Below are 26692 nucleotides of genomic sequence, written 5' to 3' on the forward strand. Positions count from 1 at the left end.
AGGCCGCGTCACCGCAGGAAGGCCGCGGCGACGCCGGCGTCCACGGGAATGTGCAGGCCGGTCGTGTGGGTCAGGTCCCCGCCGGTGAGGGCGAAGACGGCGGCGGCGACGTGCTCGGGCAGCACCTCGCGCTTCAGCAGCGTCCGCTGGGCGTAGAACTCGCCGAGCCGCTCCTCCTCGACGCCGTAGACCGCGGCGCGCTTGGCGCCCCAGCCGCCGGCGAAGATCCCGGAGCCGCGCACCACGCCGTCGGGGTTGACGCCGTTGACGCGGATGCCGTGCTCGCCCAGCTCGGCGGCCAGCAGCCGCACCTGGTGCGCCTGGTCCGCCTTCGTCGCGCCGTAGGCGATGTTGTTCGGCCCGGCGAACACGCCGTTCTTGGACGCGATGTAGACGATGTCGCCGCCCATCTCCTGGTCGATCATCACCCGGGTGGTCTCCCTGGCGACCAGGAACGAACCGCGCGCCATGACGTCGTGCTGCACGTCCCAGTCGGCGACGGTGGTGTCGAGCAGCGGCTTGGAGATCGACAGCCCGGCGTTGTTGACGACCAGGTCCACGCCGCCGAAGGCCAGGACGGCGTCCCGGACGGCCGTCGCGATCTCGTCCTCGGACGTGACGTCCGCCGCGACGGCCACCGCGACGTCCGACGCCCGCAGCGCGGACGCGCCGAGTTCGGCCGCGACCTTCTCGGCGCCGGCCAGGTCGCGGTCGGCGACGACGACGCAGGCGCCCTCGGCGGCCAGCCGGCGGGCGGTGGCGGCGCCGATGCCCGAGCCGCCGCCGGTCACCAGCGCGACGCGGGTGGCGAGCGGCTTCGGCTTCGGCATCCGGCGGAGCTTGGCCTCCTCCAGCTCCCAGTACTCGATGCGGAACTTCTCCGCCTCGTCGATCGGCGCGTACGACGACAGGGCCTCCGCACCGCGCATCACGTTGATCGCGTTGAGGTAGAACTCGCCCGCGACCCGCGCGGTCTGCTTGTTCGCGCCGAAGGAGAACATGCCGACGCCGGGGACCAGGACGATCGCGGGGTCGGCGCCGCGCATCGCCGGGGAGTCCGGGGTCGCGTGCCGCGCGTAGTAGGCGGCGTACTCCTCCCGGTAGGCGGCGTGCAGCTCCTTGAGCCGGGCCTTGACCTCGTCGAGCGGCGCGGACGGCGGCAGGTCCAGCACCATCGGCGCGACCTTGGTGCGCAGGAAGTGGTCCGGGCAGGACGTGCCGAGCGCGGCGAGCCGCGGGTGCTCGGCGCGCGCCACGAAGTCGAGGACGGCCGCGTCGTCGGTGTAGTGCCCGACCTGCGGGCGGTCGGCGGACGCGAGCCCCCGGATCAGCGGGAACAGCGCGGCGGCCCGCGCGCGGCGCTCGTCCTCGGGCAGCGGCTCGTACCCGTCGATCACCGGGCCGAACGGGTCGGCCTTCCCGTGCTCGGCGATGTACGCCTCGGCCGTCCGGATGATCTCCAGCGAGTTCGCCCGGCACTCCTCGCTCGTGTCGCCCCAGGCGGTGATGCCGTGCCCGCCGAGGATGACCCCGATGGCCCGCGGGTTCGCCCGCTTGATCGCGGCGATGTCGAGGCCGAGCTGGAAGCCGGGCCGCCGCCACGGCACCCACGCGACCCGGTCGCCGAAGATCCGCCGGGTCAGCTCCTCCCCGTCGGCGGCGGTCGCGATCGCGATGCCGGAGTCGGGGTGCAGGTGGTCGACGTGCGCGGCCTCCACCAGGCCGTGCATCGCGGTGTCGATGGACGGCGCCGCGCCGCCCTTGCCGTGCAGGCAGTAGTCGAACGCGGCGACCATCTCGTCCTCGCGCTCGACGCCCGGGTAGACGTCCACGAGGGCGCGCATCCGGTCGAGGCGCAGGACGGCCAGGCCCTTCTCGGTGAGGGTGCCGAGGTCGCCGCCCGAGCCCTTCACCCACATCAGCTCGACGTCACGGGCCGTCACGGGGTCGGTGACGGTGCCCTTCGCCGAGGCGTTGCCGCCCGCGTAGTTGGTGTTGCGGGGGTCGGAGCCGAGGGTGTTGGCCCGTTCCAGCAGCGTGCCCACCTCGGGTGGGGTGGCGGTCATGGAAGCTCTCCTTGTCGGTGCCGAATCCGTATCAGCGTTGAGCGGGAAGGTGCGGCCTTGTCCCCGGGCGGCCAGAGCGAGCTCCACACCGCCCGGCCCAGGCCATCGTGCAGGCGGCCTTCTCCCCGGGGCGGCCGGAGCGAGCCCTGCGAGCGCAGGCCGACCCTGGTTCCATGCGGTCAGGCGCCCCAGCCGGCGGCCTGGCCGTCCTTGCGCTCCTCGACGATCCGCTCGAAGTAGCCGGACGCCTTGTACGCGGCGATCGGGTCCGGGTGCAGGCCCATCTCCTCACGCAGTTCGGCCAGCAGCGGGCGGACGTCGGTGTTGTAGGCGTCCATGAAGACGGCGTTCGCCTCCAGGACGTCACCGGACGCCTGCGCGGCGGCCAGCGCGTCCCGGTCCAGCAGCAGCGCCTTGGCGGTGGCCTCCTGCACGTTCATCACCGAGCGGATCTGCCCCTGGATCTTCGGCTCGATGTTGTGGCACTGGTCGAGCATGAACGCCACGCCCGTCTCCGCGTCGTACCCGCCGCCGCGCACCACCTCGTGCATGATGCGGAACAGCTGGAACGGGTCGGCGGCGCCCACCATCAGGTCGTCGTCGGCGTAGAAGCGGGAGTTGAAGTCGAACCCGCCGAGCTTCCCCTCGCGCAGCAGGAACGCCACGATGAACTCGATGTTGGTGCCGGGGGCGTGGTGCCCGGTGTCCACGACGACCTGCGCCTTCGGGCCGAGCTTGAGGCAGTGCGCGTAGGACGCGCCCCAGTCCGGCAGGTCGGTCATGTAGAAAGCCGGCTCGAACAGCTTGTACTCCAGCAGGAACCGCTGGTCGTCGCCGAGCCGCTCGTAGACGGCGGCGAGCGCCTCCGCCATCCGGTCCTGCCGGGCGCGGACGTCGTCCTGGCCCGGGTAGTTCGTGCCGTCGGAGAACCACAGCTTCAGGTCGCGGGAGCCGACCTCGTCCATGATGTCGACGCACTCGAGCAGGTGTCCCAGGGCCTTGCGGCGGATCGCCGGGTCGGGGTTGGTGACGCTGCCGAGCATGTAGTCGTCGTCCTGGAAGACGTTGGAGTTGACGGCCCCGATGCGCACCCCCCGCTCCTTGGCGTGCGCGGCCAGGACGGCGTAGTCGTCCACCTTGTCCCACGGGATGTGCACCGCGACGCTCGGCGCGACCCCGGTGAAACGGTGCACCTGCGCGGCGTCGTCGATCTTCTCCTGCGGGGTGCGCGGCACGCCCGGCTGGGCGAAGACCTTGAACCGCGTCCCCGAGTTCCCGTACGCCCAGGAGGGAGTCTCGATCTGCTGGCGGCGCAGGGCGTCCTTCACCGCGCTGGTGTCGCTCACGGTCAACCTCTCGATTCGTTGGTAGCCCTCTGGTGAAGGCCCGTTGTTGCTATGACCCCGCTGCTGTGACCCGCCTCAGTCGACGTGGAAGACCTCTTCGAGGGGGCGCATCCCCTCGTCGGGGCGGCCGTCCAGGTCCTCGAAGAACGGCGCCATCTCCGCCTGCCAGCGGTCGTTGACGTCCGTGCGGGCCATGCGCTCCTGTGCCGCCTCGAAGTCGTCGGTCTCCAGGTAGCCGACGAGGAGGCCGTCCTCGCGCAGGAACAGCGAGTAGTTGTGCCATCCCGACTCCCGCAGGGCGTCCCGCATGTCGGGCCAGACCGCCTGGTGGCGCCGCTTGTACTCCTCCAGGCGGTCCTGCCTGACCTTCAGCAGGAAGCACACGCGCTTGCCGCGTCCAGAGTCCATGTGCCGCCGATCAGAACTGGTACTCGTCGATGTTGTCGGCGTTGAACCTGGTCGGCGGGCCGAGGACGATCTCGCCGTTCGCCTGGATGGTGCGCTCGCCGAGCTCGCCCGCCTTCAGCACCTCGCCCTCCTTGCCGGTAATCTGGCCGGACGCGAGCGCGCCGCCGGCGTACGCGGCGAGGTAGCCGAGCTGCTTCGGGTCCCAGAGGGCGAACTCCTTGACGGTGTCGTTCTTGATGAACTGCCGCATCTGGTTCGGGGTGCCGAGGCCGGTCACCGCGACCTCGCCCTTGTACTCGGAGCCGGAGATGTAGCGGGCCGCGGCGGCGATGCCGACCGTGGTCGGGGAGATGATGCCCTTCAGGTCCGGGTAGGCCTGCAGCAGGCCCTGGGTCTGCTGGAAGGACTTCTGGTCGTCGTCGTCACCGTAGGCGATCTTGACCAGCTCCATGTCGGCGTACTCGGGCTTCTGGAGCTCCTTCTTCATGAAGTCGATCCAGGCGTTCTGGTTGGTGGCGTTCGCCGTCGCCGACAGGATGGCGAACTTGCCCTTGCCGTCGATCTGCTCGGCGAGCATCTCGACCTGGGTGCGGGCGATGTCCTCCGCGCTCGCCTGATTGATGAACACGTCGCGGCACTCGGGCGCGGTGTCGGAGTCGTAGGCGACGATGCCGATGTCCTGCTGCATGGCCTGCTTGAGCGGGCCGCACACCGCGTTCGGGTCGTTCGCGGCGATCATGATGGCGTCGTGCTGCTGCTGGATCAGCGTGTTGACGTAGGAGACCTGCGAGGACGCCGACGCGTCGGACGGGCCGACCTCCTTGGCCTCGGCCTCGAATCCCTTCGCCGCCGCGATGCCGGCGTCGTCCACGATCTTGCTGTACGGGTTGTTGACCTGCTTGGGCAGGAACGCGAGCTTCAGGCCCTTCTCCATGGGCGCGTCGGGGTTCGCGGTCCGGCCGCTGCCGGCCTGGTCGCCGGAGGCCTCGGCCGAGTCCTTCGTGGTACCGCCGCAGGCGGCGAGCGACAGCGCGAGCGCGCCGGCGCTCGCCGCGGCGAGGGCGCGGCGCGGGAGGCGCAGACGAACGGTCATTGGTGTGCCTTTCGATGATTCCGGTTGGGGTGGGTCGCGCGTGGGCGGAGGGGCGGGCCCCGGTGGGGCTAGGTGGAGGCGGCGGGGGACGCGGTTCTCGCGCCCCGCCGCCGTCCTCTCGCCTCGCGGTACACGGCGATCAGCCGCGGCGTGAGGACGCTGATGATGAGCAGGGCACCGGTGACGATCGACTGGGTCTCGGTGCTGACGTCGTTGAGCATCAGCAGGTTGCGCAGCAGGCCGATCACCAGCACCGCGGCGATGACGCCGCCGAGGGTGCCCTTGCCGCCGTCGAAGTCGATGCCGCCGAGCAGCACCGCCGCGATGACGGTCAGCTCCAGGCCGAGCCCGTTGTCGGCGCGGGCGCTGCCGTAGCGGAGCGTGTAGATGATCCCGGCGAGGGCGGCGACGACGCCCGACACGGCGAACAGGACGAGCTTGGCGCGCTTGACGCGGATGCCGGCGAAGTACGCGGCGTCCTCCTGCGCGCCGATCGCGAACAGCGAGCGGCCGATGCCGGTGGCGTGCAGGACGATCGCGGTGAGGACGGCCAGGACGGCGAACAGCGCGATCGGGTACGGGATCGGGGTGCCCGGCACGTTGTTCAGCGTCAGGTCGGTGAAGGTCTGGGGGAACTGCGACACCGCGCCGGTGCCGAGCGTGACGTAGGCGAGGCCCCGGTAGAGGGTCATCGTGCCGATCGTGACCGCCAGGGACGGCAGCCCCAGCTTCGTCACCAGGAACCCGTTGATCAGGCCGCAGACGAGGCCGACGGCGAGCACGATCGGGATGATCGTCTCGATGGCCATGCCGCCGTCCCACAGCCTGCCGGTGAGGGCGCTGCACAGACCGAGGACGGACGCGACCGACAGGTCGACCTGGCCGCAGACGACCAGCAGCGTCATCGGCAGCGCGATCAGCGCGATCTCCGACACGTCGCGCAGCGCGAACGAGATGTTGCCGGAGTTGCCGAAGTCGGGCGAGAACCCGATGCCGCCGACGAACACCGCGACCAGCAGCGCCGTGATGGCGGTCTCCCACCGGACGAACCGTCCGGCCATGCCCGCCTTCGGCAGGGAGCGCGCGTCGCTCGTCATGAGTCCTTCCCCTTCGTGGCCGTGACCGTCTCGGACCCGGCCTTCGCGGACCCGGACCCAGCGGACCCGGACTCAGCGGACCCGGCCTCCGCCGCCGCGCCGGCGGCGCCGGGCGCGTCGACCGAGTGCCTGGTGCGGGACTTCAGCGCCCGCGACATGCGCAGCTCCAGCAGCCGGTCCACGCTGATCGCCAGGAGCAGCAGGACGCCCGTGATGGCCTGCTGCCAGAACGAGTTGACCTTGAGCACCACCAGCACGCTGCCGATGGTGGTGAGCAGCAGCGCGCCGAGCGCCGCGCCGTAGACGGTGCCGACGCCGCCGGTGATCGCGACGCCGCCGACCACGACCGCGCTGACGACCGTCAGCTCCCAGCCGTTCGCGGCGTCTGCGACGACCGTGCCGAACCGGGCCAGCCACAGCACCCCGGCCAGGCCGGCGAGGCCGCCGCTGACCAGGTAGGCGGTCAGCACCCGGCGGCGGAGCGGGATGCCGGCCAGGCGCGCCGCCTCCGGGCTGGAGCCGATCGCGTAGAACTCCCGGCCGGAGGAGTAGGACCGCAGGTAGTACCCGACCAGCAGCATCACGACCACCGTGATGATCGGCAGGTACGGGACGCCGAGGACCGAGCCGGTGCCGAGCGACAGCAGCGCGTCCGGGACCTCGGAGGCGCTGATCTGCTCGCCCTGCGCGATGCGGTACTGGAGCCCCTGGATCACGTACAGGGTGCCGAGCGTGACGACCAGGGCCGGCACCCTGCAGAAGCTGACGAGCAACCCGTTGACGAGGCCGCAGACGAGGCCGATGCCCACGCCGAGCAGGACGGCCACCAGCACGTTGCGCTCGGTCCCCGACACGAAGCTGCCGGTGGTGAAGGCGACGAGCCCGACGACCGACCCGACCGACAGGTCGATGTTGCGGGTGACGACGACGATCGTCTGCCCGACGGCGAGCAGCACCAGGATCGAGGCGTTGAGGAAGATGTCCTTCACGCCCTGCTCGGACAGGAACCGCGGGTTCGCGATCGTCGTGGCGACCACCAGGAGGACCAGCGCGCCGAAGATGCTCAGCTCGCGCGCGCGCAGGATGAAGTCGACGAGGCGTCGCCCTCCCCCCGGCGCGCCGTCCGGCCCGCTGCGGGCCGGGGACTCTGCGAGGACGGTCATGGATCAGGCCGCCTTTCCGTTGTCGGCGCGGCCGGTCGCGGCGGCCATCACGCTCTCCTCCGTCGCGTCCGCGCGGTCGATCTCGGCGGTGATCCGGCCCTCGTGCATCACCAGGACGCGGTCGGCCATGCCGATCACCTCCGGCAGGTCGGAGGAGATCATCAGGACGGCGAGGTCCTGCGCGGCCAGCTCCGACAGCAGCCGGTGCACCTCGGCCTTGGTGCCGACGTCGATGCCGCGCGTCGGCTCGTCCACGATGAGGACGTCCGGTTCGGTGGCCAGCCACTTGGCGAGCACGACCTTCTGCTGGTTGCCGCCCGACAGGACGCCGACGACGTCGGTGAGCCGCGCGTACTTCAGCTGGAGCTTCAGCGCCCAGTCGGCGGCGCGGTCGCGCTCCACCTTCCGGGAGATCAGCCCGGCGCGGCCGGTCGCGCGGCGCAGCGTCCGCAGCTGGGTGAGGCCCATGTTCCGCTCGATGGACATGTCCATGACGAGCCCCTGCTGGCGGCGGTCCTCGGGGACGAGCGCCAGCCCGGCCGACATCGCCGCGGTCGGGCTCCCGGCGGGCAACGCCTTCCCGGCGACCTCGACGGACCCGGCGTCCCAGCGGTCCACCCCGAAGATCGCGCGGGCGACCTCGGAGCGGCCCGCGCCGACCAGCCCGGCCAGCGCGACGATCTCGCCGCGCCGCACCTCGAACGAGACGTCGGTGAAGGTGCCCTCGCGGGTCAGCCGGCTCACCTTGAGCGCGACCTCGCCGGGCGCCACGTCCTGCTTGGGGTAGAGCGCCTCCAGGTCGCGGCCGACCATCCGGCGGACGAGGTCGTCGGGGGTGAGCCCGTCGATCGGCTCGGTGCCGATGTAGGTGCCGTCCCGCAGCGTGGTGACCCGCTGGCAGATCTCGAAGATCTCCTCCAGCCGGTGCGAGATGAACAGGATGGCGCAGCCCTGCTCCCGCAGCGTCCGGGTGACGGTGAACAGCCGGGCGACCTCCTGCCCGGTCAGCGCGGCCGTCGGCTCGTCCATGATCAGCACGCGGGCGTCCCGGGAGATGGCCTTGGCGATCTCGACGACCTGCTGGTCGGCGATCGACAGGCCGCGCGCGGGCTGCTGCGGGTCGAGCGCGACGCCGAGCCGCTCGAACAGCTTCGCCGTCTCGGCGTGCATCGCCCTGCGGTCGATGCGGCCGCCGACGGCGCGCGGCTGCCGTCCCATGAAGATGTTCTCCGCGACCGACAGGTCGGGGAACAGCGTCGGCTCCTGGTAGATGACGGCGACGCCCGCGGCCTGCGCGTCGGCGGGGCCGCCGAAGCTCACCGCGGTCCCGTCCACCCGCACCTCGCCGGCGTCCGGCCGGTGCACGCCTGCGAACGTTTTTACGACCGTGGACTTGCCGGCGCCGTTCTCCCCTGCCAAGGCGTGCACCTCGCCCGCGTGGAGCTCCAGGGTCACGCCCTGCAGGGCGCGCACTGCGCCGAACGACTTGCTCACGTTGACCAGGGCCAATGTCGGCGGTGCCGACCGGCCGGGTGCACTCATGGCGACCCTCCTCGCGGGGGACGTCCGAAACGGGACGGTGAAAAACGTTTTAACAGGATGTTGCGGAGGACGGTAGATGTGACGTGACGCACCCGTCAAGAGGGAACCTGCCCGGAAACCCACCGAAACCCCACGGAAACCTCGGTGTGGCAGGGGACGAGGATGTTTTCGAGATCCCTCGCGGCGGTGGCCGGCCGCCGCCGCGGCGGCCGGGAAGCCGTCCATATGGGGGTTGACACGTTTTAATCGATGACCCAAAGTGTCCGACACCACAACCGGATTTCCGACGGGGGCGAAGCGTGAGCACTGAAGGCACCGGGCGGCCGGGCGGCGGTTCGCCCGTCCCCCGTGCGCGGGGGGCGCGGCCGGCCGTCGGGATCAAGCAGGTCGCCGCGCACGCCGGCGTCTCCCCCGGCACGGTGTCGAACGTGCTCAACCGGCCCGAGCGGGTCGCCGCCGCCACCCGCGCCCGCGTCGAGCGGGCGATCGTCGAACTCGGGTTCGTCCGCAACGGGTCGGCGTCCACGCTGCGCGCCGGGCACAGCAGCACGATCGGGCTGATGGTGCTCGACCTCGCCAACCCCTTCTTCACCGACCTCGCCCGCGGCGTCGAGGACGTCGCCAGCGAGCGCGGCTACGCGGTGATCCTCGCGTCGTCGGCCGAATCGGACGAGCGGGAGCAGCGCAACCTGCGGGTGCTCGCCGAGCAGCGCGTCCGCGGCGTGCTGCTGACCCCGGTCGGCGACGACGGCGCGAACGCCGACACGCTGCGCGACCGCGGCGTCCCGGTCGTCCTGCTGGACCACCCGACGCCGCGGGCCAACCAGTGCTCGGTCGCCGTCGACGACGTCGCGGGCGGCGAGCTGGCCGCCGGCCGGCTGCTGGACGACGGCGCCCGCACGCTCGCGTTCGTCGCGGGCCCGTCCGTCCTGCGGCAGTGCGCCGACCGGCGCAAGGGTGCGCTGCGGGCGCTCAAGGCCGCCGGGCTCGGCCGGGACGTGCTGCGCGAGGTGACCGTGCCGGCCATGAACGCCCGGTCCGGCCAGGAGGCGGCGCGCCGCCTGCTGGCGGACGACCGCCCGCTGCCCGACGCGATCTTCTGCGCCAACGACCTGCTCGCCCTCGGCGTGCAGCGCGAGCTGCTGCAGGCCGGGGTTAAGATCCCGACTGACGTGGCGATCATGGGGTACGACGACATCGAGTTCTCCGCGGCGGCCGCCGTCCCGCTGAGTTCCGTGCGGCAGCCCACCTACCGGCTCGGCCGCATCGCGACCGAGCTGCTGCTGGAGGAGTGCGACGACGAGGGCGCCGGGCACGCGCACCAGCAGGTGATGTTCCAGCCGGAACTGGTCGTCCGCGAGTCCAGCCGGCCCGCCGCGGGCGCGAAGGAGGGGCGGGGATGAGGGTCGCGCTGTTCCTGACCTGCGTCAACGACACGATGTACCCGGAGACGGGCAAGGCGATGGTGCGGCTGCTGCGGCGGCTCGGCCACGACGTCGAGTTCCCGGCCGGGCAGACGTGCTGCGGGCAGATGCATCTCAACACCGGCTACCGCACGCAGGCCAAGCACCTGGTGAAGGGCTTCGCGGAGACGTTCGGCGGCTACGACGCGGTCGTGACGCCGTCGGCCTCGTGCGCCGCGATGATCCGCGACTGGCATCCGCGGCTCGCGCCCCGCACCTCCGGACTGGCGTCCCGCGTGCACGAGCTGACCGAGTTCCTGGTGGACGTCCTCGGCGTCACCGACGTCGGCGCGTACTACCCGCACCGCGTCACCTACCACCCGACCTGCCACTCGCTGCGGATGCTGCACGTCGGCGACCGTCCGCTGCGGCTGCTGAAGGAGGTGCGCGGCATCGACCTGGTCGACCTGCCGGACGCGGCGGAGTGCTGCGGCTTCGGCGGCACGTTCGCGCTGAAGAACGCCGAGGTGTCGGCCGCGATGTGCGCCGACAAGGTCGCGGCCGTCCGGGAGACCGGCGCCGGGACGCTGTGCGCCGCCGACAACTCCTGCCTGATGCACATCGGCGGCGCGCTCACCCGCACCCGCGCGGGCGTCCGGACCGTCCACCTGGCCGAGATCCTCGCGTCCACGGAGGAAGCACCCGCATGACGTCACGTAAGGAGCGCAGCGACTGGAGTGACGGCATGCGGGCGCACTTGCCGGGGGGCGTGGGGGGTCGCCCCCCACAGGGAGCACGCATGACGTCCCAGCACGCGATGCCGACCTACCTCGGCATGCCCGCCTTCCCGGACGCCGCCCGCGAGGCCGTCGCCGACACGCGGCTGCGCGGCAACCTCGCGCACGCCACCGGCACCATCCGGGAGCGCCGCGCCGCCGCCGTCGCCGAACTGGACGACTGGGACGCGCTACGCGAGTCGGGCAAGCAGATCAAGGACCACGTCCTCGCGAACCTCGGCCACTACCTGCGGCGCCTCGAGGAGAAGGTGACCGAGGCGGGCGGCACGGTCCACTGGGCGCGGGACGCCGCCGAGGCGAACCGGATCGTGGCCGATCTGGTGAAGGCGACCGGCGAGAGCGAGGTCGTCAAGGTCAAGTCGATGGCCACCCAGGAGACCGGCCTCAACGAGGCGCTCGCCGAGGAGGGCATCGCCGCCTACGAGACCGACCTGGCCGAGCTGATCGTGCAGCTCGGGCACGACCGCCCGTCGCACATCCTCGTCCCCGCCATCCACCGCAACAGGTCCGACATCCGCGACATCTTCCGCAGGGAGATGCCGGACGCCCCCGAAGGGCTGACCGACGCCCCCGCCGACCTCGCCGAGGCCGCGCGCCGGCACCTGCGCGCCAAGTTCCTGTCGGCGAAGGTCGCGGTGTCGGGCGTGAACTTCGCCGTCGCCGACACCGGCACCCTCGTCGTCCTGGAGTCGGAGGGCAACGGCCGGATGTGCCTCACGCTGCCCGAGACGCTGATCTCGGTGATGGGCGTGGAGAAGATCGTCCCGTCGATGCGGGACCTCGAGGTGTTCCTGCAGCTGCTGCCCCGCTCGTCCACCGCCGAGCGGATGAACCCCTACACCTCCACCTGGACGGGCGTGCACCCCGGCGACGGGCCCCGCGACTTCCACCTGGTGCTGCTCGACAACGGCCGCACCGAGACGCTCGCCGACGAGGTCGGGCGGCAGGCGCTGCGCTGCATCCGCTGCTCGGCGTGCCTGAACGTCTGCCCCGTCTACGAGCGGGCCGGCGGGCACGCCTACGGGTCGCCGTATCCGGGGCCGATCGGCGCGATCCTGTCGCCGCAGATCCGCGGCATCGGCTCCGACGTGGACGCCTCGCTGCCGTACGCGTCGTCGCTGTGCGGGGCGTGCTTCGAGGCCTGCCCGGTCGCGATCGACATCCCCGAGGTCCTGGTCCACCTGCGCGCCCGCGCCGTCGAGGACGGGCCCCGGCATCCGGTGGAGCGGGCCGCGATGACCGCCGCCGGGTGGACGCTGCGCTCGCCCGCACGGCTCGCGCTCGCGCAGCGCCTCGCGTCCGCGTCCCGCCGGATCGTCGCGCCGCGCGGCCGGATCCGGCGGCTGCCCGGCCCGCTGAACGCCTGGACCGAGACCCGCGACGCGCCCGCCCCGCCGGCGGAGTCGTTCCGTGCCTGGTGGGCCCGGACGGACGGCGGCCGCACGGAACCCCGAGCGCCGGAGGACGGTACGGACGACGGTACGGACGGCCGCACGGAGGAGGGGCAGTGAGCGCGCGCGAGGAGATCCTGCGGCGGATCGACGGGATCGTCCCGGCCCGCCCGGCCGCGGACGTCGCCGCCGACTACGCGCGGATCGACCGGGACTACGCGCGGCGCCACCACGCGGACGGCGTCCTCGACCTGTTCGCCGACCGCGTCGCCCACTACCGGGCGACCGTCCTGCGCGCCGCCGAGGCCGAGCTGCCCCGCGTGGTCGCCGAGCGCCTCGCCGCGCGGCCGGGGACGCACGGCGCGCCGGGCGACCTCCCGGACGCATGGCTCGCGGAGGTGACGTCCGGGCTGGTGCGCGACCCGGCCGTCGCCGACCTGGACGGGCTCGCCGGCGCCGTCACCGGCTGCGCCGCCGCGATCGCCGAGACGGGCACGATCGTCCTCGACCACGGTCCCGGGCAGGGGACGCGCGCGCTGTCGCTGGTCCCCGACTACCACCTGATCATCGTGCGCGCCGCCCAGGTCGCCCCCGACGTCCCCGAGGCGCTCGAGCGGCTCGACCCGTCCCGTCCCCTGACGATGGTCTCCGGCCCCTCGGCGACGAGCGACATCGAGCTGTCGCGCGTCGAGGGCGTGCACGGCCCCCGAACCCTCGAAGTGGTGATCGCCGAATGAGCGAGCAGGTGTTCGCCGCCGTCGACCTCGGCGCGTCCAGCGGACGGGTCATGGCCGCGCGCGTCGGGCCGGACGTGCTGGACCTGCGGGAGGTGCGGCGGTTCGCGAACCGTCCCGTGCGGGTGAACGGCACCCTGCACTGGGACGTTCTCGGGCTGTACGGCAACGTCCTCGACGGCCTGCGCGCGGCCCCCCGCGACCTGGCGTCCGTCGGCATCGACTCGTGGGCGGTCGACTACGGGCTGCTGGACGGGGACGGGAGGCTGCTCGGCAACCCGGTCCACTACCGCGACGGGCGCACCGGCGGGGTCATGGAGCGGATCCGCGCCGAGGTCGGAGACGACCTCCTGTACCGCGAGTCCGGCCTGCAGTTCCTGCCGTTCAACACCATCTACCAGCTCGTCGCCGACGGCGAGGTCTCCCGCGCGCGCAGGCTGCTGCTGATCCCCGACCTGCTCGCGTTCTGGCTGACCGGCGAGACCGTCACCGAGCGGACGAACGCGTCCACCACGGGCCTGCTGGAGCCGCGCACCGGGCGCTGGTCGCGCCCGCTGCTCGACGTCGCCGGGATCTCCCCGGACCTCCTGGCACCGCTGGTCGACCCGGGCGAGGCGATCGGCCGGATCGGGCCGGAGGCGGGCGACGAGACCGGGCACCGCGGCCTGCCCGTCACCGCCGTGGGCTCGCACGACACCGCGTCCGCGGTCGCCGCCGTCCCGGCGTCCGGGCGGTTCGGCTACATCTCCTGCGGGACGTGGTCGCTGGTCGGCGTCGAGCTCGACGGGCCCGTCCTGAGCGAGGAGAGCCGCAAGGCGAACTTCACCAACGAGGGCGGCGTGGACGGCACCGTCCGGTACCTGCGCAACGTGATGGGGCTGTGGCTGCTGCAGGAGTCGATGCGGGCGTGGGGGAACCCCGACCTGCCCGCGCTGCTCGCCGAGGCCGCGCGGGTGCCGGGCCTGCGGTCGGTCATCGACCCCGACGACCCCGAGTTCCTGCCGCCCGGCGACATGCCGGCCCGCATCGCCGCGCACTGCCGCCGCCGAGGGTTCCCCGAGCCGGCGACGCGCGCCGAGACCGTCCGCTGCATCATGGACGGCCTCGCCCTCGCCCACCGGGAGACGCTGCGCGAGGCCGCCCGGCTGTCGGGCACCGAGGTCGAGGTCGTCCACCTCGTCGGCGGCGGGAGCCGCAACGAGCTGCTGTGCCGGCTGACGGCGGACGCGTGCGGGCTGCCGGTCGTCGCGGGGCCCGTCGAGGCCACCGCGCTCGGCAACGTCCTGGTGCAGGCGCGCGCGCAGGGCATCGTGGGCAGTCTCGCCGAGATGCGCCGGCTCGTCGCCGCGACCCAGCCGCTGCGCCGCTACGAGCCGTCGACCGGCACCGCCCGCTGGGACGAGGCGGCGGAGCGGCTGCGCTGACGTCCCGCGGGGCTCGGCCGATCCCGCGAAACCGGTCGGCCGGGCGCCCGCACCGGCGCTAGCCTCGCCGTATGAGGGTGCGGCGGGTGCTCGGGTGGACGGTCGCGGGCTACGCGGCGTCCTGGCTTTTGACGAGCGCGGCGATGCTGCTGCTGAGCGAGCGCGCCCGCGCGGGCGTCCACCGCGTCCCCGCACCGGGCGTCGCGAAGTTCGCCCGCCTCGACGCCCGCGTGTGGCGCGGCGCCGCCCCGACCGCCGCGGGCCACCGGTGGCTGCGCGCGGAAGGCGTCCGCACGATCGTCGACCTGCGCGCCGAGGCACCGCGCGTGCGCGAGCCCCCGCACATCGACACGGCCGCCCCTCCCGGCGCGGGCGGGCCGGACGTAGCGGTGGTGCGGATCCCGATCCGGGACGGGCAGGCGCCGTCCCCGGAACAGGTGCGGCGGTTCCTGGAGATCGTGGAGCACACGCGCCACCCGGTGTTCGTGCACTGCGGGGCCGGGGTCGGGCGCACCGGGTCGATGGTCGCGGCCTACCTCGTCGCGGCCGGAGCGGACGCCGGGGCCGCGACCGCGCGGAGCCTGGCGTTCGGGCCGCCGACGCTGGAGCAGCTCGCGTTCATGCGCGGCCTGGACGACCTGGACGTCTCGGCGGCACGGCGGCCGCCGCGGGCGGTGGTCGCCTTCAGCCGGATCGCCGACTCTCCCCGCCGGGCGCGGGCCCGGCTGCGCGGTGCACCACCGCGCGGAATGTGACGGACGGGGAACGGTTTACCCACCTCCGGTTGACACCGGGCCACTTGCGACGCTTGATAGCTATTGGACACGATGGTCATCAAGGAGGCGGATCCGCGCGGCCCCACGGCCCGCGGGTGTGTTTCCCCGCCTTATTGACTGATCACCCGATAAGGTGATCGTGCAATTCTCGGGAACCGCGACGACAAGCATGATCACGGCGTATCGACCGCCTGTCGCTGTTGGGGTGTGTGGACATGGAGGGTCGTGCCGGCCGCGACGCCGCCGCTCAGCCGATCGGCAACGGTCCGCTGGTGGGGCGCCGGGACGCGCTGGACGGGATCGCCCGTGCGCTGGACGGCGTCGAGCACGGGTTCGGGTTCCTGGCGCTGATCGGCGAACCCGGCGTCGGCAAGACGCGGCTGCTGGGCGAGCTCGCGGACGGCGCCCTGGCCCGCAAGCTGCCGTACCTGGCCGGGCGCGCCGCCGAGTTCGAGCAGGAGATGCCGTTCGGCGCCGTCGTGGACGCCCTCGACGACCGGCTGGAGGACGGGGTCCCCGAGCTGTCGGAGGCGCAGCTGCGGCTGCTCGGCACCGTGTTCCCGGCGCTGTCCGGCCCGGCGGCCGAGCCTCTCCCGGCCGGCGGCGACCCGGTGTCGCGCGTCGCCCGGTACCAGCTGCACCGGACCGTCCGTCACCTGCTGGAGCAGCTCGCCGCGCCGTCCGGGCTGGTGCTGATCCTGGACGACCTGCACTGGGCCGACGACGCGACGGTCGAGCTGCTCGACCACCTGGTCCGGCATCCGCCGCGCGCCCGGGTGCTGGTCGCGGCGGCGTACCGTCCCGCGCAGGCGTCGCCGCGGCTCGCGGCGCTGGTCGACGCGGCCGGGCCGCAGGGCACCCGCATGCCGGTCGACCCGCTCACCCAGGGCGAGGTCGAGGAGTTCCTCGGGCCGCGGGTGAGCACGGCCCGCTGCGAGGCGCTGTACAAGGCCAGCGGCGGCAACCCCTTCTACCTCGAGGCGCTGGCCAGAATGGGCCACGACGACGCCGCCGCGGTCGACGGGACCGACTGGCGCGAGGGCGTCGCGGACCTGACCGAGGTACCGGCCGCGGTCCGGACGGCGCTGCGGGTCGAACTGAGCGCGCTGCCGCCGGAGGCGCTGCTGCTGGCGCGGGGCGCGGCCGTGGCCGCCGACTTCTTCGAGCCCGCGCTCGCGGCGGCGGCCGCCGAGCTGGACGAGGCCGGCGCGCTGGCCGCGCTGGACGTCCTGACCGCGCACGACGTGGTGCGCGCCGGGTCGGGCGGGCGGTTCAAGTTCCGGCACCCGCTGGTGCGGCACGTCGCGTACGCGTCGACGGCGGCGGGGTGGCGGCTCGCGGCGCACGAGCGGGTCGCGGTCCGGCTCGCGGAGCTGGGCGCCCCCGCGACGGTGCGGGCGCACCACGTGGTGCGGTCGGCCAAGTTCGGGGACCGGCGGGCGGTGGCGACGCTGGTGGAGGCGGCGCGCTCGGTCGGGCAGCAGGCGCCCGGCACCGCCGCGTTCTGGCTGGAGGCCGCGCTCGACCTGCTGCCGGACGAGCCCGCGGCGGGCGAGGGCGCCGGGCCCGACCGGACGGAGCTGCTGCTGGAGCTCGCGCACGTGCAGGCCGTCAGCGGCCACGCCGAGGAGGGACGGGAGACCGCGCGGACGCTGCTGGCGCTGCTGCCCGAGGACGACACCGTCCGCCGGGCGCGCACCGTGCAGCTGTGCGCGGTCATGGACCGGCAGGTAGGCCGCATCCACGAGGCGCGCGCGCTCGTGCTGGACGAGCTGCGGCGCATCCCCGACCGGCAGACGCCCGAAGCCGTCCTGCTGCGGATCCGGCTGGTCGCCGACCGCATCCAGAAGATCGACACGCGGGGCTCGCAGGCCGTCCTGGACACCATTCCCGAGAGCGCGCCCGAGTGGGGCGCGGGGCTGACGGCCGCGGTCGCCTCGATGCGGCCGATGGTGTCGCACGCGCGCGGCGAGACCGCCGAGGCGATCGCCTACGCGCTGGCGGCCGACGAGCGGTTCTCCGCGGCGGCCGACACCGACTTCGCCGACTGCCTCGACTGCGTCACCTGGCTGGTGTGGGCCGAGCTGTTCCTCGGCATGTACGACAGCGCGCTGCGGCACGTCGACCGGCTCGTCGCGATCGCGCGGCGGACCGGGCAGCTGTACATCCTCGGCTACATGCTGGCCGGGCGGGCGCGCGCGCTGAGCCTGCTGGGGCGGTTCGAGGAGGCCGCGACCGCCGCCGACGAGGCCACCGCGGTGGGCCGCGACCTGCGCTCCCCCGAGGTCATCGCCTACGGCGCGACGCAGCGGTGCCTGATCGCGAGCTGGACCGGCGAGCACGAGCCGGCGCTGGCCGCCGGGGACGAGGCGGTCGGGTGCGACACCGGGTCGGGCGAGTGGTGGACGCACATGGCGCCCGTCGCCCGCGCGTTCGCGATGATCAACGCGGGAAAGCCCGCGGAGGGCGCCGCCGCGCTGATCGCCGCGTGCTCGACCGGCCCCGGCGGGCTCGACTTCGGCACGCTGACGGCGTGCGCCGAGTCGCTGGCGTGGGTCCGTGCCGGGCAGGACGACGCCGACGACGCGGCCACCTGGGCGGACATCGCCGAGGAGCTGGCCAATCCGGCGCTGGAGGGCGATGCCGGGCTGGGCCGGCTCGCCCGCGCCCACGCCGTCCGCGTCACCGACCCGGGACGCGCGGCGGGCATCGCGGGCGAGGCCGCCGCGCTGCTGGGGGCGGCGGGCCGCCGCGCGGAGGCGGGCCGCGCCGAACTGACCGCCGGGATCGCGCACGCCGCCGCCGGGGAGCGCGCGCCCGCGCTGGAACGGCTGCGCGGCGCCGCCGAGATCTTCGATGCCTGCGGGATGCGCGACCTGCACGCCCAGGCCGTCCGGGAGCAGCGGCGCCTCGGCGTGCGGGTGCCGGTCGCCCGGTCCGGCGGCGGCCCGGGCAAGTCGGGGCGGGCGGGGAAGGACGCCGGGGACGCGCCGTTCGGGCTGTCGCCGCGCGAGCGGGAGATCGCCGGGCTGGTCGCGGAGGGCTGCAGCAACCAGCAGATCGCCGAGCGGCTGTACCTCAGCGTCCGGACGGTCGAGACGCACCTCACCCGCGTCTTCGCGAAGATCGGTGTCTCGTCCCGGGTCGGGGTGGCGACCGCCATGCAGCGCCCGGAGTGAAGCCGCACCCGGAGTGAAGCCGCAGCCGGAGTGATCCGTAGAGTCCGTTTCGACCCATATCTCACGTACGTGGTGTCAGGCCGCACGCCTCCCGGTGCACGTAAGTACGGGTTCTCCACGATGCCGCGACGACCTCGGGGTTTGGCAGGGTAGGGGCGTCCGGAGCCGGGAGGAAGGCCGCGAAGGAGGTGGACACCCGATGAAGACGATCAAAAAGGTCGATGCCGACGGGATCGCACGATTCACCCACGACGGCGTGGCCGACGCGGACGTGTCCGCGCATCCCTTCGCCACCGCCGACGGGCTCGGCCTGTCGCTGACCCGGTTCCACCGCCGCGGGGCCGTCCGCGCGGGCACCGACGCCGTCCTGCTGGTGCACGGGCTGACGACGTCCAGCGACATGTACGTCATGCCCGAGCACGCGAACCTGGTGAACGAGCTGCACGACGCCGGCTTCGGGGACGTGTGGGCGCTGGACTACCGGATGAGCGCCCGGTTCCCCTACAACGCCGAGACGCACCGCCACACCCTCGACGACGTCGCCCACTGGGACCACCCGGCGGCGCTGGCGGAGATGCGCCGCCACATCGGCGCGGACCGCCGCGTCCACGTCATCACGCACTGCGTCGGGTCGGTGACGTTCTCGATGGCGCTGTTCGCCGGGACGGTCACGGGCGTCACCAGCCTCGTCTGCAACAGCGTCTCGCTGACGCCCCGCACGCCGGCGTGGTCGAAGCTGAAGCTCAGGTTCGGGCCGGCGCTGATGGAGTACGTCCTGGGCCCTCCCTACATGGACCCCCGGTTCGGCGACGCGCCCGCGGGGACCCGCGGCTGGATGCTCGCGAAGGCCGTCGCCCCGTTCCACCGCGAATGCGACGAGCCCGCCTGCCACGTGCTGTCGTTCATGTGGGGCGGCGGGCAGCCGATCTTCACGCACGACAAGATGTCGCCCGTCACGCACGCCCGCCTGACCGATCTTTTCGGCGCCTGCAACGTCCACTACTACCGGCACCTCCACAAGATGGTGGCCGCCGGACGCGCGGTGCGGTACGCCCTGCGCGACCGGAGGCACGCGGATCTGCCCGCCGACTACCTCGCGGGCGCCGCCGGGGTGACGACGCCGATCCTGTTCCTCACCGGAGACCGCAACAACGTGTTCGCCGACTCCAACATCGTCTGCCACCGCACGCTCGAGTCGATCGTCCCCGGCCTGCACGAGCTGGAGATCCTCCCTGGCTACGGGCACCAGGACCCCTTCATGGGGAAGGCGTCGGCCACCGAGGTGTTCCCGCGCGTCCTGGACTTCCTCAAGCGGAAGGCGGGCTGATCGCGATGACGGTGCGGGGACGGGACGAGCACGTCGACGCGGTCGTCGTCGGGTCCGGGTTCGGCGGGTCGGTGGCGGCCTACCGGCTGGCCGAAGCGGGACGGTCGGTGGTGCTGCTGGAGCGCGGGCAGCCGTACCCGCCGGGCAGCTTCCCCCGCTCGCCCCGGCAGCTGGGGCGCGCGTTCTGGGATCCGGCCGCCGGCCTGTACGGCATGTTCGACGTGTGGAGCTTCAAGGGCTGCGACTCGGTGGTGTCGGCGGGCCTCGGCGGCGGGTCGCTGATCTACGCGAACGTCCTGCTGCGCAAGGACGAGCACTGGTTCGTCGACGAGCAGCCGATGCCGGGCGGCGGGTACGAGTCGTGGCCGGTCTCCCGCGCCGACCTGGACCCGCACTACGACGCCGTCGAGAAGATGATGGGCGCGACGCCGTACCCGCTGGATGTGGCGCCGTTCACCGACACCCCCAAGACGCACGCGATGCAGGACGCTGCGGCCGAGCTCGGGCTGCGCTGCGAGCTGCCGCCGCTCGCGGTGAGCTTCGCCGGACGGCCGGGCGGGGCGCCGGGCGTGGGCCTGCCGATCGCCGAGCCGGAGTACGGCAACCTGCACGGCATGCCGCGCCGCACCTGCAAGCTGTGCGGCGAGTGCGACATCGGCTGCAACGAGGGCGCCAAGAACAGCCTCGACCACACCTACCTGTCCGCGGCCGCGCACCACGGCGCCGACATCCGCGCCTCCCGCGAGGTCAAGGCGATCCGGCCCCGGCCCGGCGGCGGCTACGAGGTCGACTACGTCCACCACACCGACCTGACCGCCAAGCGCCGCAAGAAGCAGCAGCGGGTGGAGACGATCACCTGCGACCGGCTGATCCTCGGCGCCGGCACCTACGGGACGACGTTCCTGCTGCTGAAGTCGCGGACCGCGTTCCCCGGGCTGAGCGGCGCGCTCGGCACCCGGTTCAGCGGCAACGGCGACCTGCTGACGTTCCTGCTGAACGCCCGCGACCGCGAGCGCGTCCGGCCGCTGGACGCGTCCCGCGGCCCGGTGATCACCAGCGCGATCCGGCTGCCGGACGAGGTGGACGGCGTCCCCGGCGCGGGCCGCGGCGCCTACATCGAGGAGGGCGGCTACCCGGGCTTCACCGACTGGATCGTGCACAGCCACGACGTGGGCGACGCCGTCGAGCGGGCGGTGCGGTTCCTGTGGGACCGGTTCGTGGAGTTCTTCAAGGACGCGCCCGACACGAATCTGTCGAAGGAGATCTCGGACCTGATCGGGGACGGCGCGCTGACCGTCAGCTCGCTGCCGCTGCTCGGCATGGGCCGCGACACCGCCGACGGGCGGCTGCACCTGCGCGACGGGCGGCTGGCCGCCGACTGGACGACCGAGACGAGCGAGGAGCTGTTCACGCGCGTCCGCAAGACCATGCAGGGCATCGCGGACGTGCTGGGCGCCGAGTACGCCGACAACCCCATGTGGTTCCGCAAGCGGATCGTCACCGTGCATCCGCTGGGCGGCGCCCCGATGGCCGACCATCCGGGGCGGGGCGTCTGCGACGCCTTCGGGGAGGTCCACGGGTACCCGGGCCTGTACATCGCCGACGGGGCGGCGATGCCGGGCCCGGTGGGGCCCAACCCCTCCCTCACGATCGCCGCGCACGCCGACCGCATGGCGACGCGGCTGCTGGAGGGGGCGGGCCGCCGGTCCGGGTCCGCGCCGGGGGGCGCGGACGCGGAGCGGCCCGCGGGGAGGGGCTCCGTTCCGGTCCTTACGGGGGCCGAGCCGGTCGGGGGGTCGACCGGCTCGCCGGATCGGGCGGGGAACGGCGCGGCGTACGCGCCGGAGCCGGGGAGCCGCGGCGGTCCCAGGGGACCGGCCGCCGCGGTGTCCGGCCGTACGCCGCCGCCGGCCGGGGACGGGGTGCCCCGGCCGGCGGCACCGGAGGCGACCTCGCTCTCGTTCACCGAGACGATGACGGGGTTCGTCACCTACGGCGTCACCGACCCGCGCGCCGGCGCGGGCGACGCCGGGCGCGAGCCGCTGTCGTTCCGGCTGACGATCACCGCCGACGACGTGGACCGCTTCCTGGCCGAGCCCGAGCACGAGGCGCGGGCCGAAGGGTGGGTGGACGGCGCCGCGCGCGGGGGCGGCGGCCCGTCTCGGAGGGCCGGTTCAACCTGTTCGCGCCGGCGGGCGACGCGGACCGGCGGCTGATGAAGTACCGGCTGTACTTCACCGACGGCGAGGACCGGCCGCGCACGCTCGCCGGCCACAAGAACGTCCTGCACGGGCCGCCGACGCGGATCTGGCCCGACACCTCGACGCTGTACGTGCGGCTGCTGGACGGCCATGTCGCCGAGGACGCCGAGGCGGGCGCGACGGTCGTCGGGGCGGGCGTCCTGCACATCGAGCTGGGCGACTTCGCGCGGCAGCTCGCCACGTTCCGGACGTCCGGTCCGGACGGCGCCGGGAAGCTGCTGGACTTCGCCCGGTTCTTCGCCGGGGAACTGTGGGAGGTGTACGGCCCCGAGTCGGACTAGGGGCCGTCCGAAGACGGGTGCGGGCCGAGAGAACTGCGGGGTGCTCTCGGCCCGTGCCTCTTTGCACGGGGGTCGCGGGGGTCGCGCCGGGCGACCCCCCGCGGTAACGCCGGGCGCTACAGGTCGCCCGCGTCGCGGGCGGGGCAGTCGGCGGGGCAGTCCGCGGCGTGGGCGGGCAGCCGGCGCACGAACGTCTTCAGCATCATCCGGAAGAAGAACCCCAGGAGCGGGCCGGTGCCGGGGACGAGCGGCTCGAACGTCGCGTGCCACCGCAGGTAGGTGCCGTCCTTGCCGTCCTCGTGCGGCTCGAGGGTGACGTCGGAGCGGTAGCGGCGGACGGGCAGGCCCGACAGCGCGATGTAGGAGAACCGTGTGTACGGCTCGAACGCGACCGTCTGCTCCTTGGCGGGCCAGATCTGCTTGACGCACCCGACCCCGTACGTGGTGGTGTCGCCCTTGCGGACCTGCCGGGCGCGGGTGGGGAACCTCCCCCAGGCGCCCCACGCCTCGGGGACGGCGAGATGCCGGAACAGCACCTCGGGCGCGGCGGTCGCGGTGGCGGCGACCTCGATCTCCTGCGGCATGCGTGCCTCCCCGGGGTGACGGTTCCCGGCACCGTACCGCGACGGCGGCGCCCCGTCAGCCTCCGCCGGCCCGCCGCCGGGCCGCCACCGGTCAGGGGGCGACCGCCCGGCCGGGTGCTCCCCTACCCGGCCGGGCGGACGATCAGCGGGCGGCCAGCGCGGGGAGGCTGAACACCCGGGCGGGCGGGCCGCCCGGCGGGCCCGCGGACCCGCCGGCGTCGGTCCCGTCGCCGCCGGCCGGCGCCGGCCGCGCCGCGCGCGCGGCGTCCCGGAGGGCGCCGGTGAGCAGGTGGCCGCGGAACGACGCCCCCTTCGCGACGGTCTTCATCGGCCGGAACGCGCCCGGCGCCAGCGCGCAGAAGCCCGTCTGCACGACGTCCTCGAAGAGGGAGTCGGACACCACGTAGGCCAGGTCGCGGGCGCCGTCGTCCAGCAACCGCCGCAGCGGCGCCGCGTCCAGCAGGCGCTGGACGACGATGGGCGCGTCGCCCGCGGGGCCGAAGGGCCCCTCGGTCAGCGTCCCGTAGTGCAGCGCCATGCGGACCCGCAGCCGGTGGCGGCCGGGGCCCCGGTTCGCCTCCCGCAGCGCCGCCGCGAGCCCGATCGCGAAGCCGCCGGCGACCGGCGCCGGGTCGGTGCCGACCGGCAGGGTGGCCAGTTCCCCGTCCCCGCCGACCTGCTTGGCCCAGTGCGCGCGGTCGAGCCCGATGCCGCGGGCCGCGCGGTCCAGCGCGTCCGCGAGCTGGTGCTGCGCGGCCAGCTGGTCGCGGGCGTCGCGCTTGCTGTATCCCTGTATGTCCACCGCCAGCAGGAGGCGGTAGTCGAGCCGTGCCGTCGTCTCGGTTCCTCTCATTCCCGATCCCGCCCTCGGTTTCCTCGAGCGAAAGGGCCCGGTGCCCTCGTCCGCCCCACGCCGGGAGTGAACGTCGCTTCGCGAAGGTCCCGTAGAAGAAGGATCCGGGTTACGTCTCCTGTCCGCATCTCGATTTCCGTCGGCCACGTCCGTTCGACGCGACGGGGCGCGGGCCGGTGCCAGGGGTAAGGCCGGTATGGCGAACTAGTCAGGGTCCGGTTGGAATATCGAGGTCAGCGGCGTCCGTTCCGGGGGGCCGGGACGTGACGGGCCCCACTGATCGCGGACGGTGCGCGCCGCCGGGCGTCCCCTAGGCTGGCCGTGTGAGCACGACCCGGCCGTCCGCCCGTCCCCTGCTGCTGCCCGCCCTGCGCGAGGTGTACGACGCCTTCGTGCGCGAGGCGGACGCGCTGCCCGCGCTGCCCGCCGCGCTGCAGGCGGAGGTGTGGACCTCTACGCAGCTCGGCGGGCTGGAGGCCGCGGCCCCGCACGAGCAGGGCCGGCGCGCCGCGCTCGGCGACCTGATCGGCCGCCTGAGCGCCGCCGGGACGCCCGGGGCCCGCGCGTTCCTGCGCGCGCTCGCCGCGATCGGCCCCGAAGTCGGACGCCGGGCGGCGGGCAAGGCGGCGGACGCGCTGCGCGACGTCCCCGCCGCCTCCTGGGAGGACGCGCTCGGCCGCGTCGTGCCCGGGCAGGCGTGGCTGATCCAGGAGGGCCCGCTGGACGGCGACCGCCTGGTGTGCGAGTTCCGGTACGCGGGCGCGGGCACCGCGGGCATGCACGCGCTGGCCGTCCGGCTCACCTACGGCGGCGCGCCGTCCGAGGTGGTCGTGGTCGGCGACGTCGCCGCGCTGATGACCGCCGCGCGGCAGGCGATGCAGGCCGAACTGTGCGTCGTCCAGCCCTACGGCACCGCGGACGCCGGGGCCAGGCTCCGCACCGCCCTGAACGGCGCGGAGCCCGTCCCCGCGGACTGCTACCCGGCCCTCGCGCTGGCCCGCCACCGGGCGTCCCTGCTCCCCTAGCGACCCATCTAGCGACCCATCGCGCGGTAGCGGCGGACGGCGAGCGGGAAGAACACCGCCGTGATCGCCAGCGGCCACGCGACCGCCAGGAGCAGCGCGTGCCCGGCCGCCCACGAACCGCTCGACAGCGCCGCCAGGGACGGGTCGCCGAACAGCTCACGGCAGGCGGTGACGGTCGAGGACATGGGGTTCCACTCGGCGATCGTCCCCAGCCAGCCCGGCATGGTGCCGGGCGCCACCAGCGCACTGGACAGGAACCCGATCGGCCACACCAGGATCTGGACCACCATGACCGACTCCGGCCCCTTGGCGACCAGGCCGAGGTAGACGCCGACCCAGATCAGCGCGAACCGCAGGAGCAGCAGCAGGCCGAGCCCGGCCAGCGCCGGGAGGATCCCGTCGTGGACGCGCCAGCCGATCAGCAGCCCGCATCCGGCCATCACCGCCAGCGCCGCCAGCGCGTCGATCAGGTCGGCGGCGCCGCGCCCGACGACCACGGCGGACGGCGACATCGGCATCGCCCGGAACCGGTCGGACACGCCCCGGGCGGCGTCGGCGGCGATCGCGGTGAACGTGGTCTCCACGCCGAAGACCATCGTCATGGCGAACATGCCGGGGACGATGAAGGCGCGGTAGTCCCCGCCCGGCACCTCCATCTGGCCGCCGAACAGGTACCCCATCATCAGCACGACCATCACCGGGAACAGCAGCCCCATGACCAGCTGGTCGGGGCGCCTGACCCAGTGGGCGAGGGCGCGCCGGGTGAGCGTCCATCCGTCGGCGGCGGCCCAGCGGAGCCGCTCCGGCGGGGTCCGCGGGACCCGCGGGACGTGCGTGAGCGCGGTCACGCGACCACCTCCTCGGTCGTGCCGTTCCCGGCCGCGTTCCCGGCAGGGGCGCCGGGGTCGCCGGTGAGGTGCAGGAACACCTCGTCGAGCGTGGGCCGCCGCACCCCGATGTCGGCGACCCGCACGCCCGCGTCGTCCAGCGCGCGGACGGCGCCGGTGAGCGCGCCGGCCCGGTCGCGGACGGACGCGGCGACGGTGAGCGCGGCGGCGTCGGTCTCCGGCTCGGCGCCGGTCACCCGGGCGATCGCCGCGGCGGCGTCCGGCAGCCCCGCGGGGTCCTCGAGCACGACCTCCAGGCGGTCGCCGCCGAGCCGGGCCTTGAGCCCGTCGGGGGTGCCCTCGGCGACGACCCGGCCCCGGTCGATCACCGAGACCGCGTCGGCGAGCCGGTCGGCCTCCTCCAGGTACTGGGTGGTGAGCACGACGGTGGTGCCGCCGTCGGCGAGCGAGCGGACCGCCTCCCAGACCTCGATGCGGGCGCGCGGGTCGAGACCGGTGGTGGGCTCGTCCAGGAACAGCACGGCCGGTGCCACGATCATCCCGGCCGCCAGGTCGAGGCGGCGCCGCATGCCGCCCGAGTAGCGCCCGGCGGGACGGTCGGCGGCGTCCCCGAGCCCGAACCGTCCCAGCAGTTCGTCGGCCCGCTCCCGCGCCCGGCGGGCCCCCAGATGGTAGAGGCGGCCGAACATGTCGAGGTTCTGCCGGCCGGTGAGCACCTCGTCGACCGCCGCGTGCTGCCCGACGAGCCCGATGCGGGTCCGGACCAGGTCGGCGTCGCGGACGACGTCGTGCCCGGCGACGGACGCGGTGCCGCCGTCCGGGCGCGCGAGCGTGGCCAGCACGCGCACGCAGGTGGTCTTGCCCGCTCCGTTGGGGCCGAGCAGCCCGTGCACGGTGCCGGCGGGCACCCGCAGGTCCAGCCCGTCCAGGGCCCGGGTCTCGCCGTAGGTCTTGCGCAGCCCCGCCGCGTCGACCGCGAAGCATCGCTCGGTCATGATCCTCCAAATATTCCGTACAGCATACGGATTTACCATCCGGCCACTATAACGTACGCCGTACAGAGTTTTGTTCCCGGACCGTCCGGACGTCCCGGT

22 protein-coding genes are annotated in these 26692 nt (G+C 73.8%); 11 read left to right on the forward strand and 11 right to left on the reverse strand.

Translation table 11 applies throughout. The features are described from left to right. Positions 1 to 8: 8 nt before the first annotated feature. The 7 genes from F7P10_RS04090 to F7P10_RS04120 form a co-directional block, all read right to left on the reverse strand. A complete protein-coding gene (locus tag F7P10_RS04090; protein ID WP_151008145.1) occupies positions 9 to 2066 on the reverse strand; it encodes a bifunctional aldolase/short-chain dehydrogenase in 2058 nt (685 codons plus the stop codon). Between the two features lie 179 nt (positions 2067 to 2245). Beyond that, the gene (gene rhaI, locus F7P10_RS04095; protein WP_151008146.1) at positions 2246 to 3412 is read right to left on the reverse strand and encodes an L-rhamnose isomerase; all 1167 of its coding nucleotides are present in this window, start codon (positions 3410 to 3412) and stop codon (positions 2246 to 2248) included. A gap of 75 nt (positions 3413 to 3487) precedes the next feature. Continuing rightward, complete coding sequence (locus F7P10_RS04100) at positions 3488 to 3820, reverse strand: L-rhamnose mutarotase (protein ID WP_151008147.1); 333 nt, start codon at positions 3818 to 3820, stop codon at positions 3488 to 3490. 10 nt (positions 3821 to 3830) lie between these two features. Then, complete coding sequence (gene rhaS / locus F7P10_RS04105; RefSeq protein ID WP_151008148.1) at positions 3831 to 4913, reverse strand: rhamnose ABC transporter substrate-binding protein; 1083 nt, start codon at positions 4911 to 4913, stop codon at positions 3831 to 3833. Between the two features lie 68 nt (positions 4914 to 4981). After that, entirely contained in the window at positions 4982 to 6010 is a 1029-nt protein-coding gene (locus F7P10_RS04110) for an ABC transporter permease (protein ID WP_151008149.1), read from the reverse strand. Then, positions 6007 to 7173 carry an ABC transporter permease gene (locus F7P10_RS04115; RefSeq protein WP_151008150.1) on the reverse strand — a complete coding sequence of 389 codons (1167 nt, stop codon included), beginning with the start codon at positions 7171 to 7173 and terminating at the stop codon, positions 6007 to 6009. Before F7P10_RS04115 ends, F7P10_RS04110 begins: the two co-directional genes overlap by 4 nt. 3 nt (positions 7174 to 7176) lie before the next feature. Continuing rightward, positions 7177 to 8715, reverse strand: coding sequence for a sugar ABC transporter ATP-binding protein (locus F7P10_RS04120; RefSeq protein ID WP_151008151.1), 1539 nt, complete (start codon positions 8713 to 8715; stop codon positions 7177 to 7179). Between the two features lie 299 nt (positions 8716 to 9014). On the opposite strand from F7P10_RS04120, the gene F7P10_RS04125 reads away from it, so the two are divergent. From F7P10_RS04125 to F7P10_RS43880, 10 genes are all read left to right on the forward strand, one after another. Further along, entirely contained in the window at positions 9015 to 10118 is a 1104-nt protein-coding gene (locus F7P10_RS04125; RefSeq protein ID WP_151008152.1) for a LacI family DNA-binding transcriptional regulator, read from the forward strand. After that, positions 10115 to 10828: a (Fe-S)-binding protein gene (locus tag F7P10_RS04130; RefSeq protein ID WP_151008153.1), complete on the forward strand. Its 714-nt coding sequence runs from the start codon at positions 10115 to 10117 to the stop codon at positions 10826 to 10828. Before F7P10_RS04125 ends, F7P10_RS04130 begins: the two co-directional genes overlap by 4 nt. A gap of 125 nt (positions 10829 to 10953) precedes the next feature. After that, on the forward strand, positions 10954 to 12426 hold the full coding sequence (locus F7P10_RS04135; protein ID WP_218040619.1) for a LutB/LldF family L-lactate oxidation iron-sulfur protein: 1473 nt from the start codon (positions 10954 to 10956) through the stop codon (positions 12424 to 12426). Then, positions 12423 to 13043 (forward strand): LUD domain-containing protein, encoded by a 621-nt coding sequence (locus F7P10_RS04140; protein ID WP_151008154.1) that lies wholly within the window; start codon positions 12423 to 12425, stop codon positions 13041 to 13043. Before F7P10_RS04135 ends, F7P10_RS04140 begins: the two co-directional genes overlap by 4 nt. Then, complete coding sequence (locus F7P10_RS04145) at positions 13040 to 14464, forward strand: rhamnulokinase family protein (protein WP_151008155.1); 1425 nt, start codon at positions 13040 to 13042, stop codon at positions 14462 to 14464. Before F7P10_RS04140 ends, F7P10_RS04145 begins: the two co-directional genes overlap by 4 nt. A gap of 71 nt (positions 14465 to 14535) precedes the next feature. Then, positions 14536 to 15219 carry a tyrosine-protein phosphatase gene (locus tag F7P10_RS04150; protein WP_151008156.1) on the forward strand — a complete coding sequence of 228 codons (684 nt, stop codon included), beginning with the start codon at positions 14536 to 14538 and terminating at the stop codon, positions 15217 to 15219. Positions 15220 to 15455: 236 nt separating this feature from the next. Then, positions 15456 to 18419 (forward strand): LuxR family transcriptional regulator, encoded by a 2964-nt coding sequence (locus F7P10_RS04155; protein WP_151008157.1) that lies wholly within the window; start codon positions 15456 to 15458, stop codon positions 18417 to 18419. 199 nt (positions 18420 to 18618) lie between these two features. Further along, the gene (locus F7P10_RS04160) at positions 18619 to 19746 is read left to right on the forward strand and encodes an alpha/beta hydrolase (protein WP_151008158.1); all 1128 of its coding nucleotides are present in this window, start codon (positions 18619 to 18621) and stop codon (positions 19744 to 19746) included. A 5-nt stretch (positions 19747 to 19751) separates the two neighbouring features. After that, on the forward strand, positions 19752 to 21962 hold the full coding sequence (locus F7P10_RS04165) for a GMC oxidoreductase (RefSeq protein ID WP_151008159.1): 2211 nt from the start codon (positions 19752 to 19754) through the stop codon (positions 21960 to 21962). Then, on the forward strand, positions 21962 to 22288 hold the full coding sequence (locus F7P10_RS43880; RefSeq protein WP_151008160.1) for a hypothetical protein: 327 nt from the start codon (positions 21962 to 21964) through the stop codon (positions 22286 to 22288). Before F7P10_RS04165 ends, F7P10_RS43880 begins: the two co-directional genes overlap by 1 nt. Positions 22289 to 22404: 116 nt before the next feature. Here F7P10_RS43880 and F7P10_RS04175 read toward each other — a convergent pair whose 3' ends face one another. Both F7P10_RS04175 and F7P10_RS04180 read right to left on the reverse strand, forming a co-directional pair. Further along, positions 22405 to 22872, reverse strand: coding sequence for an SRPBCC family protein (locus tag F7P10_RS04175; protein WP_151008161.1), 468 nt, complete (start codon positions 22870 to 22872; stop codon positions 22405 to 22407). 142 nt (positions 22873 to 23014) lie between these two features. Next, entirely contained in the window at positions 23015 to 23725 is a 711-nt protein-coding gene (locus F7P10_RS04180; protein ID WP_151008162.1) for a hypothetical protein, read from the reverse strand. A 323-nt stretch (positions 23726 to 24048) separates the two neighbouring features. Here F7P10_RS04180 and F7P10_RS04185 point away from each other — a divergent pair, with 323 nt between their 5' ends. Beyond that, entirely contained in the window at positions 24049 to 24750 is a 702-nt protein-coding gene (locus F7P10_RS04185; RefSeq protein WP_151008163.1) for a hypothetical protein, read from the forward strand. An 8-nt stretch (positions 24751 to 24758) separates the two neighbouring features. Here the strand turns inward: F7P10_RS04185 and F7P10_RS04190 are convergent, their stop codons facing one another. Together F7P10_RS04190 and F7P10_RS04195 are read right to left on the reverse strand one after the other, a co-directional pair. Further along, a complete protein-coding gene (locus F7P10_RS04190) occupies positions 24759 to 25598 on the reverse strand; it encodes an ABC transporter permease (protein WP_151008164.1) in 840 nt (279 codons plus the stop codon). Further along, on the reverse strand, positions 25595 to 26593 hold the full coding sequence (locus F7P10_RS04195; RefSeq protein WP_151008165.1) for an ATP-binding cassette domain-containing protein: 999 nt from the start codon (positions 26591 to 26593) through the stop codon (positions 25595 to 25597). The genes F7P10_RS04190 and F7P10_RS04195 overlap by 4 nt, the downstream gene beginning before the upstream one ends. Positions 26594 to 26692 lie beyond the last annotated feature (99 nt).

Origin of the sequence: Actinomadura sp. WMMB 499 (assembly GCF_008824145.1) — a bacterium.
Taxonomy (GTDB): Bacteria; Actinomycetota; Actinomycetes; order Streptosporangiales; family Streptosporangiaceae; genus Spirillospora.

Excerpts from the sequence above, each read along its gene's own strand:
- F7P10_RS04090 (WP_151008145.1), bottom strand. The coding sequence starts at position 2,066 with ATGACCGCCACCCCACCCGAGGTGGGCACGCTGCTGGAACGGGCCAAC.
- F7P10_RS04100 (WP_151008147.1), bottom strand. The coding sequence starts at position 3,820 with ATGGACTCTGGACGCGGCAAGCGCGTGTGCTTCCTGCTGAAGGTCAGG.
- rhaS (WP_151008148.1), bottom strand. The coding sequence starts at position 4,913 with ATGACCGTTCGTCTGCGCCTCCCGCGCCGCGCCCTCGCCGCGGCGAGC.
- F7P10_RS04110 (WP_151008149.1), bottom strand. The coding sequence starts at position 6,010 with ATGACGAGCGACGCGCGCTCCCTGCCGAAGGCGGGCATGGCCGGACGG.
- F7P10_RS04115 (WP_151008150.1), bottom strand. The coding sequence starts at position 7,173 with ATGACCGTCCTCGCAGAGTCCCCGGCCCGCAGCGGGCCGGACGGCGCG.
- F7P10_RS04120 (WP_151008151.1), bottom strand. The coding sequence starts at position 8,715 with ATGAGTGCACCCGGCCGGTCGGCACCGCCGACATTGGCCCTGGTCAAC.
- F7P10_RS04130 (WP_151008153.1), top strand. The coding sequence starts at position 10,115 with ATGAGGGTCGCGCTGTTCCTGACCTGCGTCAACGACACGATGTACCCG.
- F7P10_RS04135 (WP_218040619.1), top strand. The coding sequence starts at position 10,954 with ATGCCCGCCTTCCCGGACGCCGCCCGCGAGGCCGTCGCCGACACGCGG.
- F7P10_RS04145 (WP_151008155.1), top strand. The coding sequence starts at position 13,040 with ATGAGCGAGCAGGTGTTCGCCGCCGTCGACCTCGGCGCGTCCAGCGGA.
- F7P10_RS04150 (WP_151008156.1), top strand. The coding sequence starts at position 14,536 with ATGAGGGTGCGGCGGGTGCTCGGGTGGACGGTCGCGGGCTACGCGGCG.
- F7P10_RS04155 (WP_151008157.1), top strand. The coding sequence starts at position 15,456 with ATGGAGGGTCGTGCCGGCCGCGACGCCGCCGCTCAGCCGATCGGCAAC.
- F7P10_RS04160 (WP_151008158.1), top strand. The coding sequence starts at position 18,619 with ATGAAGACGATCAAAAAGGTCGATGCCGACGGGATCGCACGATTCACC.
- F7P10_RS04165 (WP_151008159.1), top strand. The coding sequence starts at position 19,752 with ATGACGGTGCGGGGACGGGACGAGCACGTCGACGCGGTCGTCGTCGGG.
- F7P10_RS43880 (WP_151008160.1), top strand. The coding sequence starts at position 21,962 with ATGAAGTACCGGCTGTACTTCACCGACGGCGAGGACCGGCCGCGCACG.
- F7P10_RS04175 (WP_151008161.1), bottom strand. The coding sequence starts at position 22,872 with ATGCCGCAGGAGATCGAGGTCGCCGCCACCGCGACCGCCGCGCCCGAG.
- F7P10_RS04180 (WP_151008162.1), bottom strand. The coding sequence starts at position 23,725 with ATGAGAGGAACCGAGACGACGGCACGGCTCGACTACCGCCTCCTGCTG.
- F7P10_RS04195 (WP_151008165.1), bottom strand. The coding sequence starts at position 26,593 with ATGACCGAGCGATGCTTCGCGGTCGACGCGGCGGGGCTGCGCAAGACC.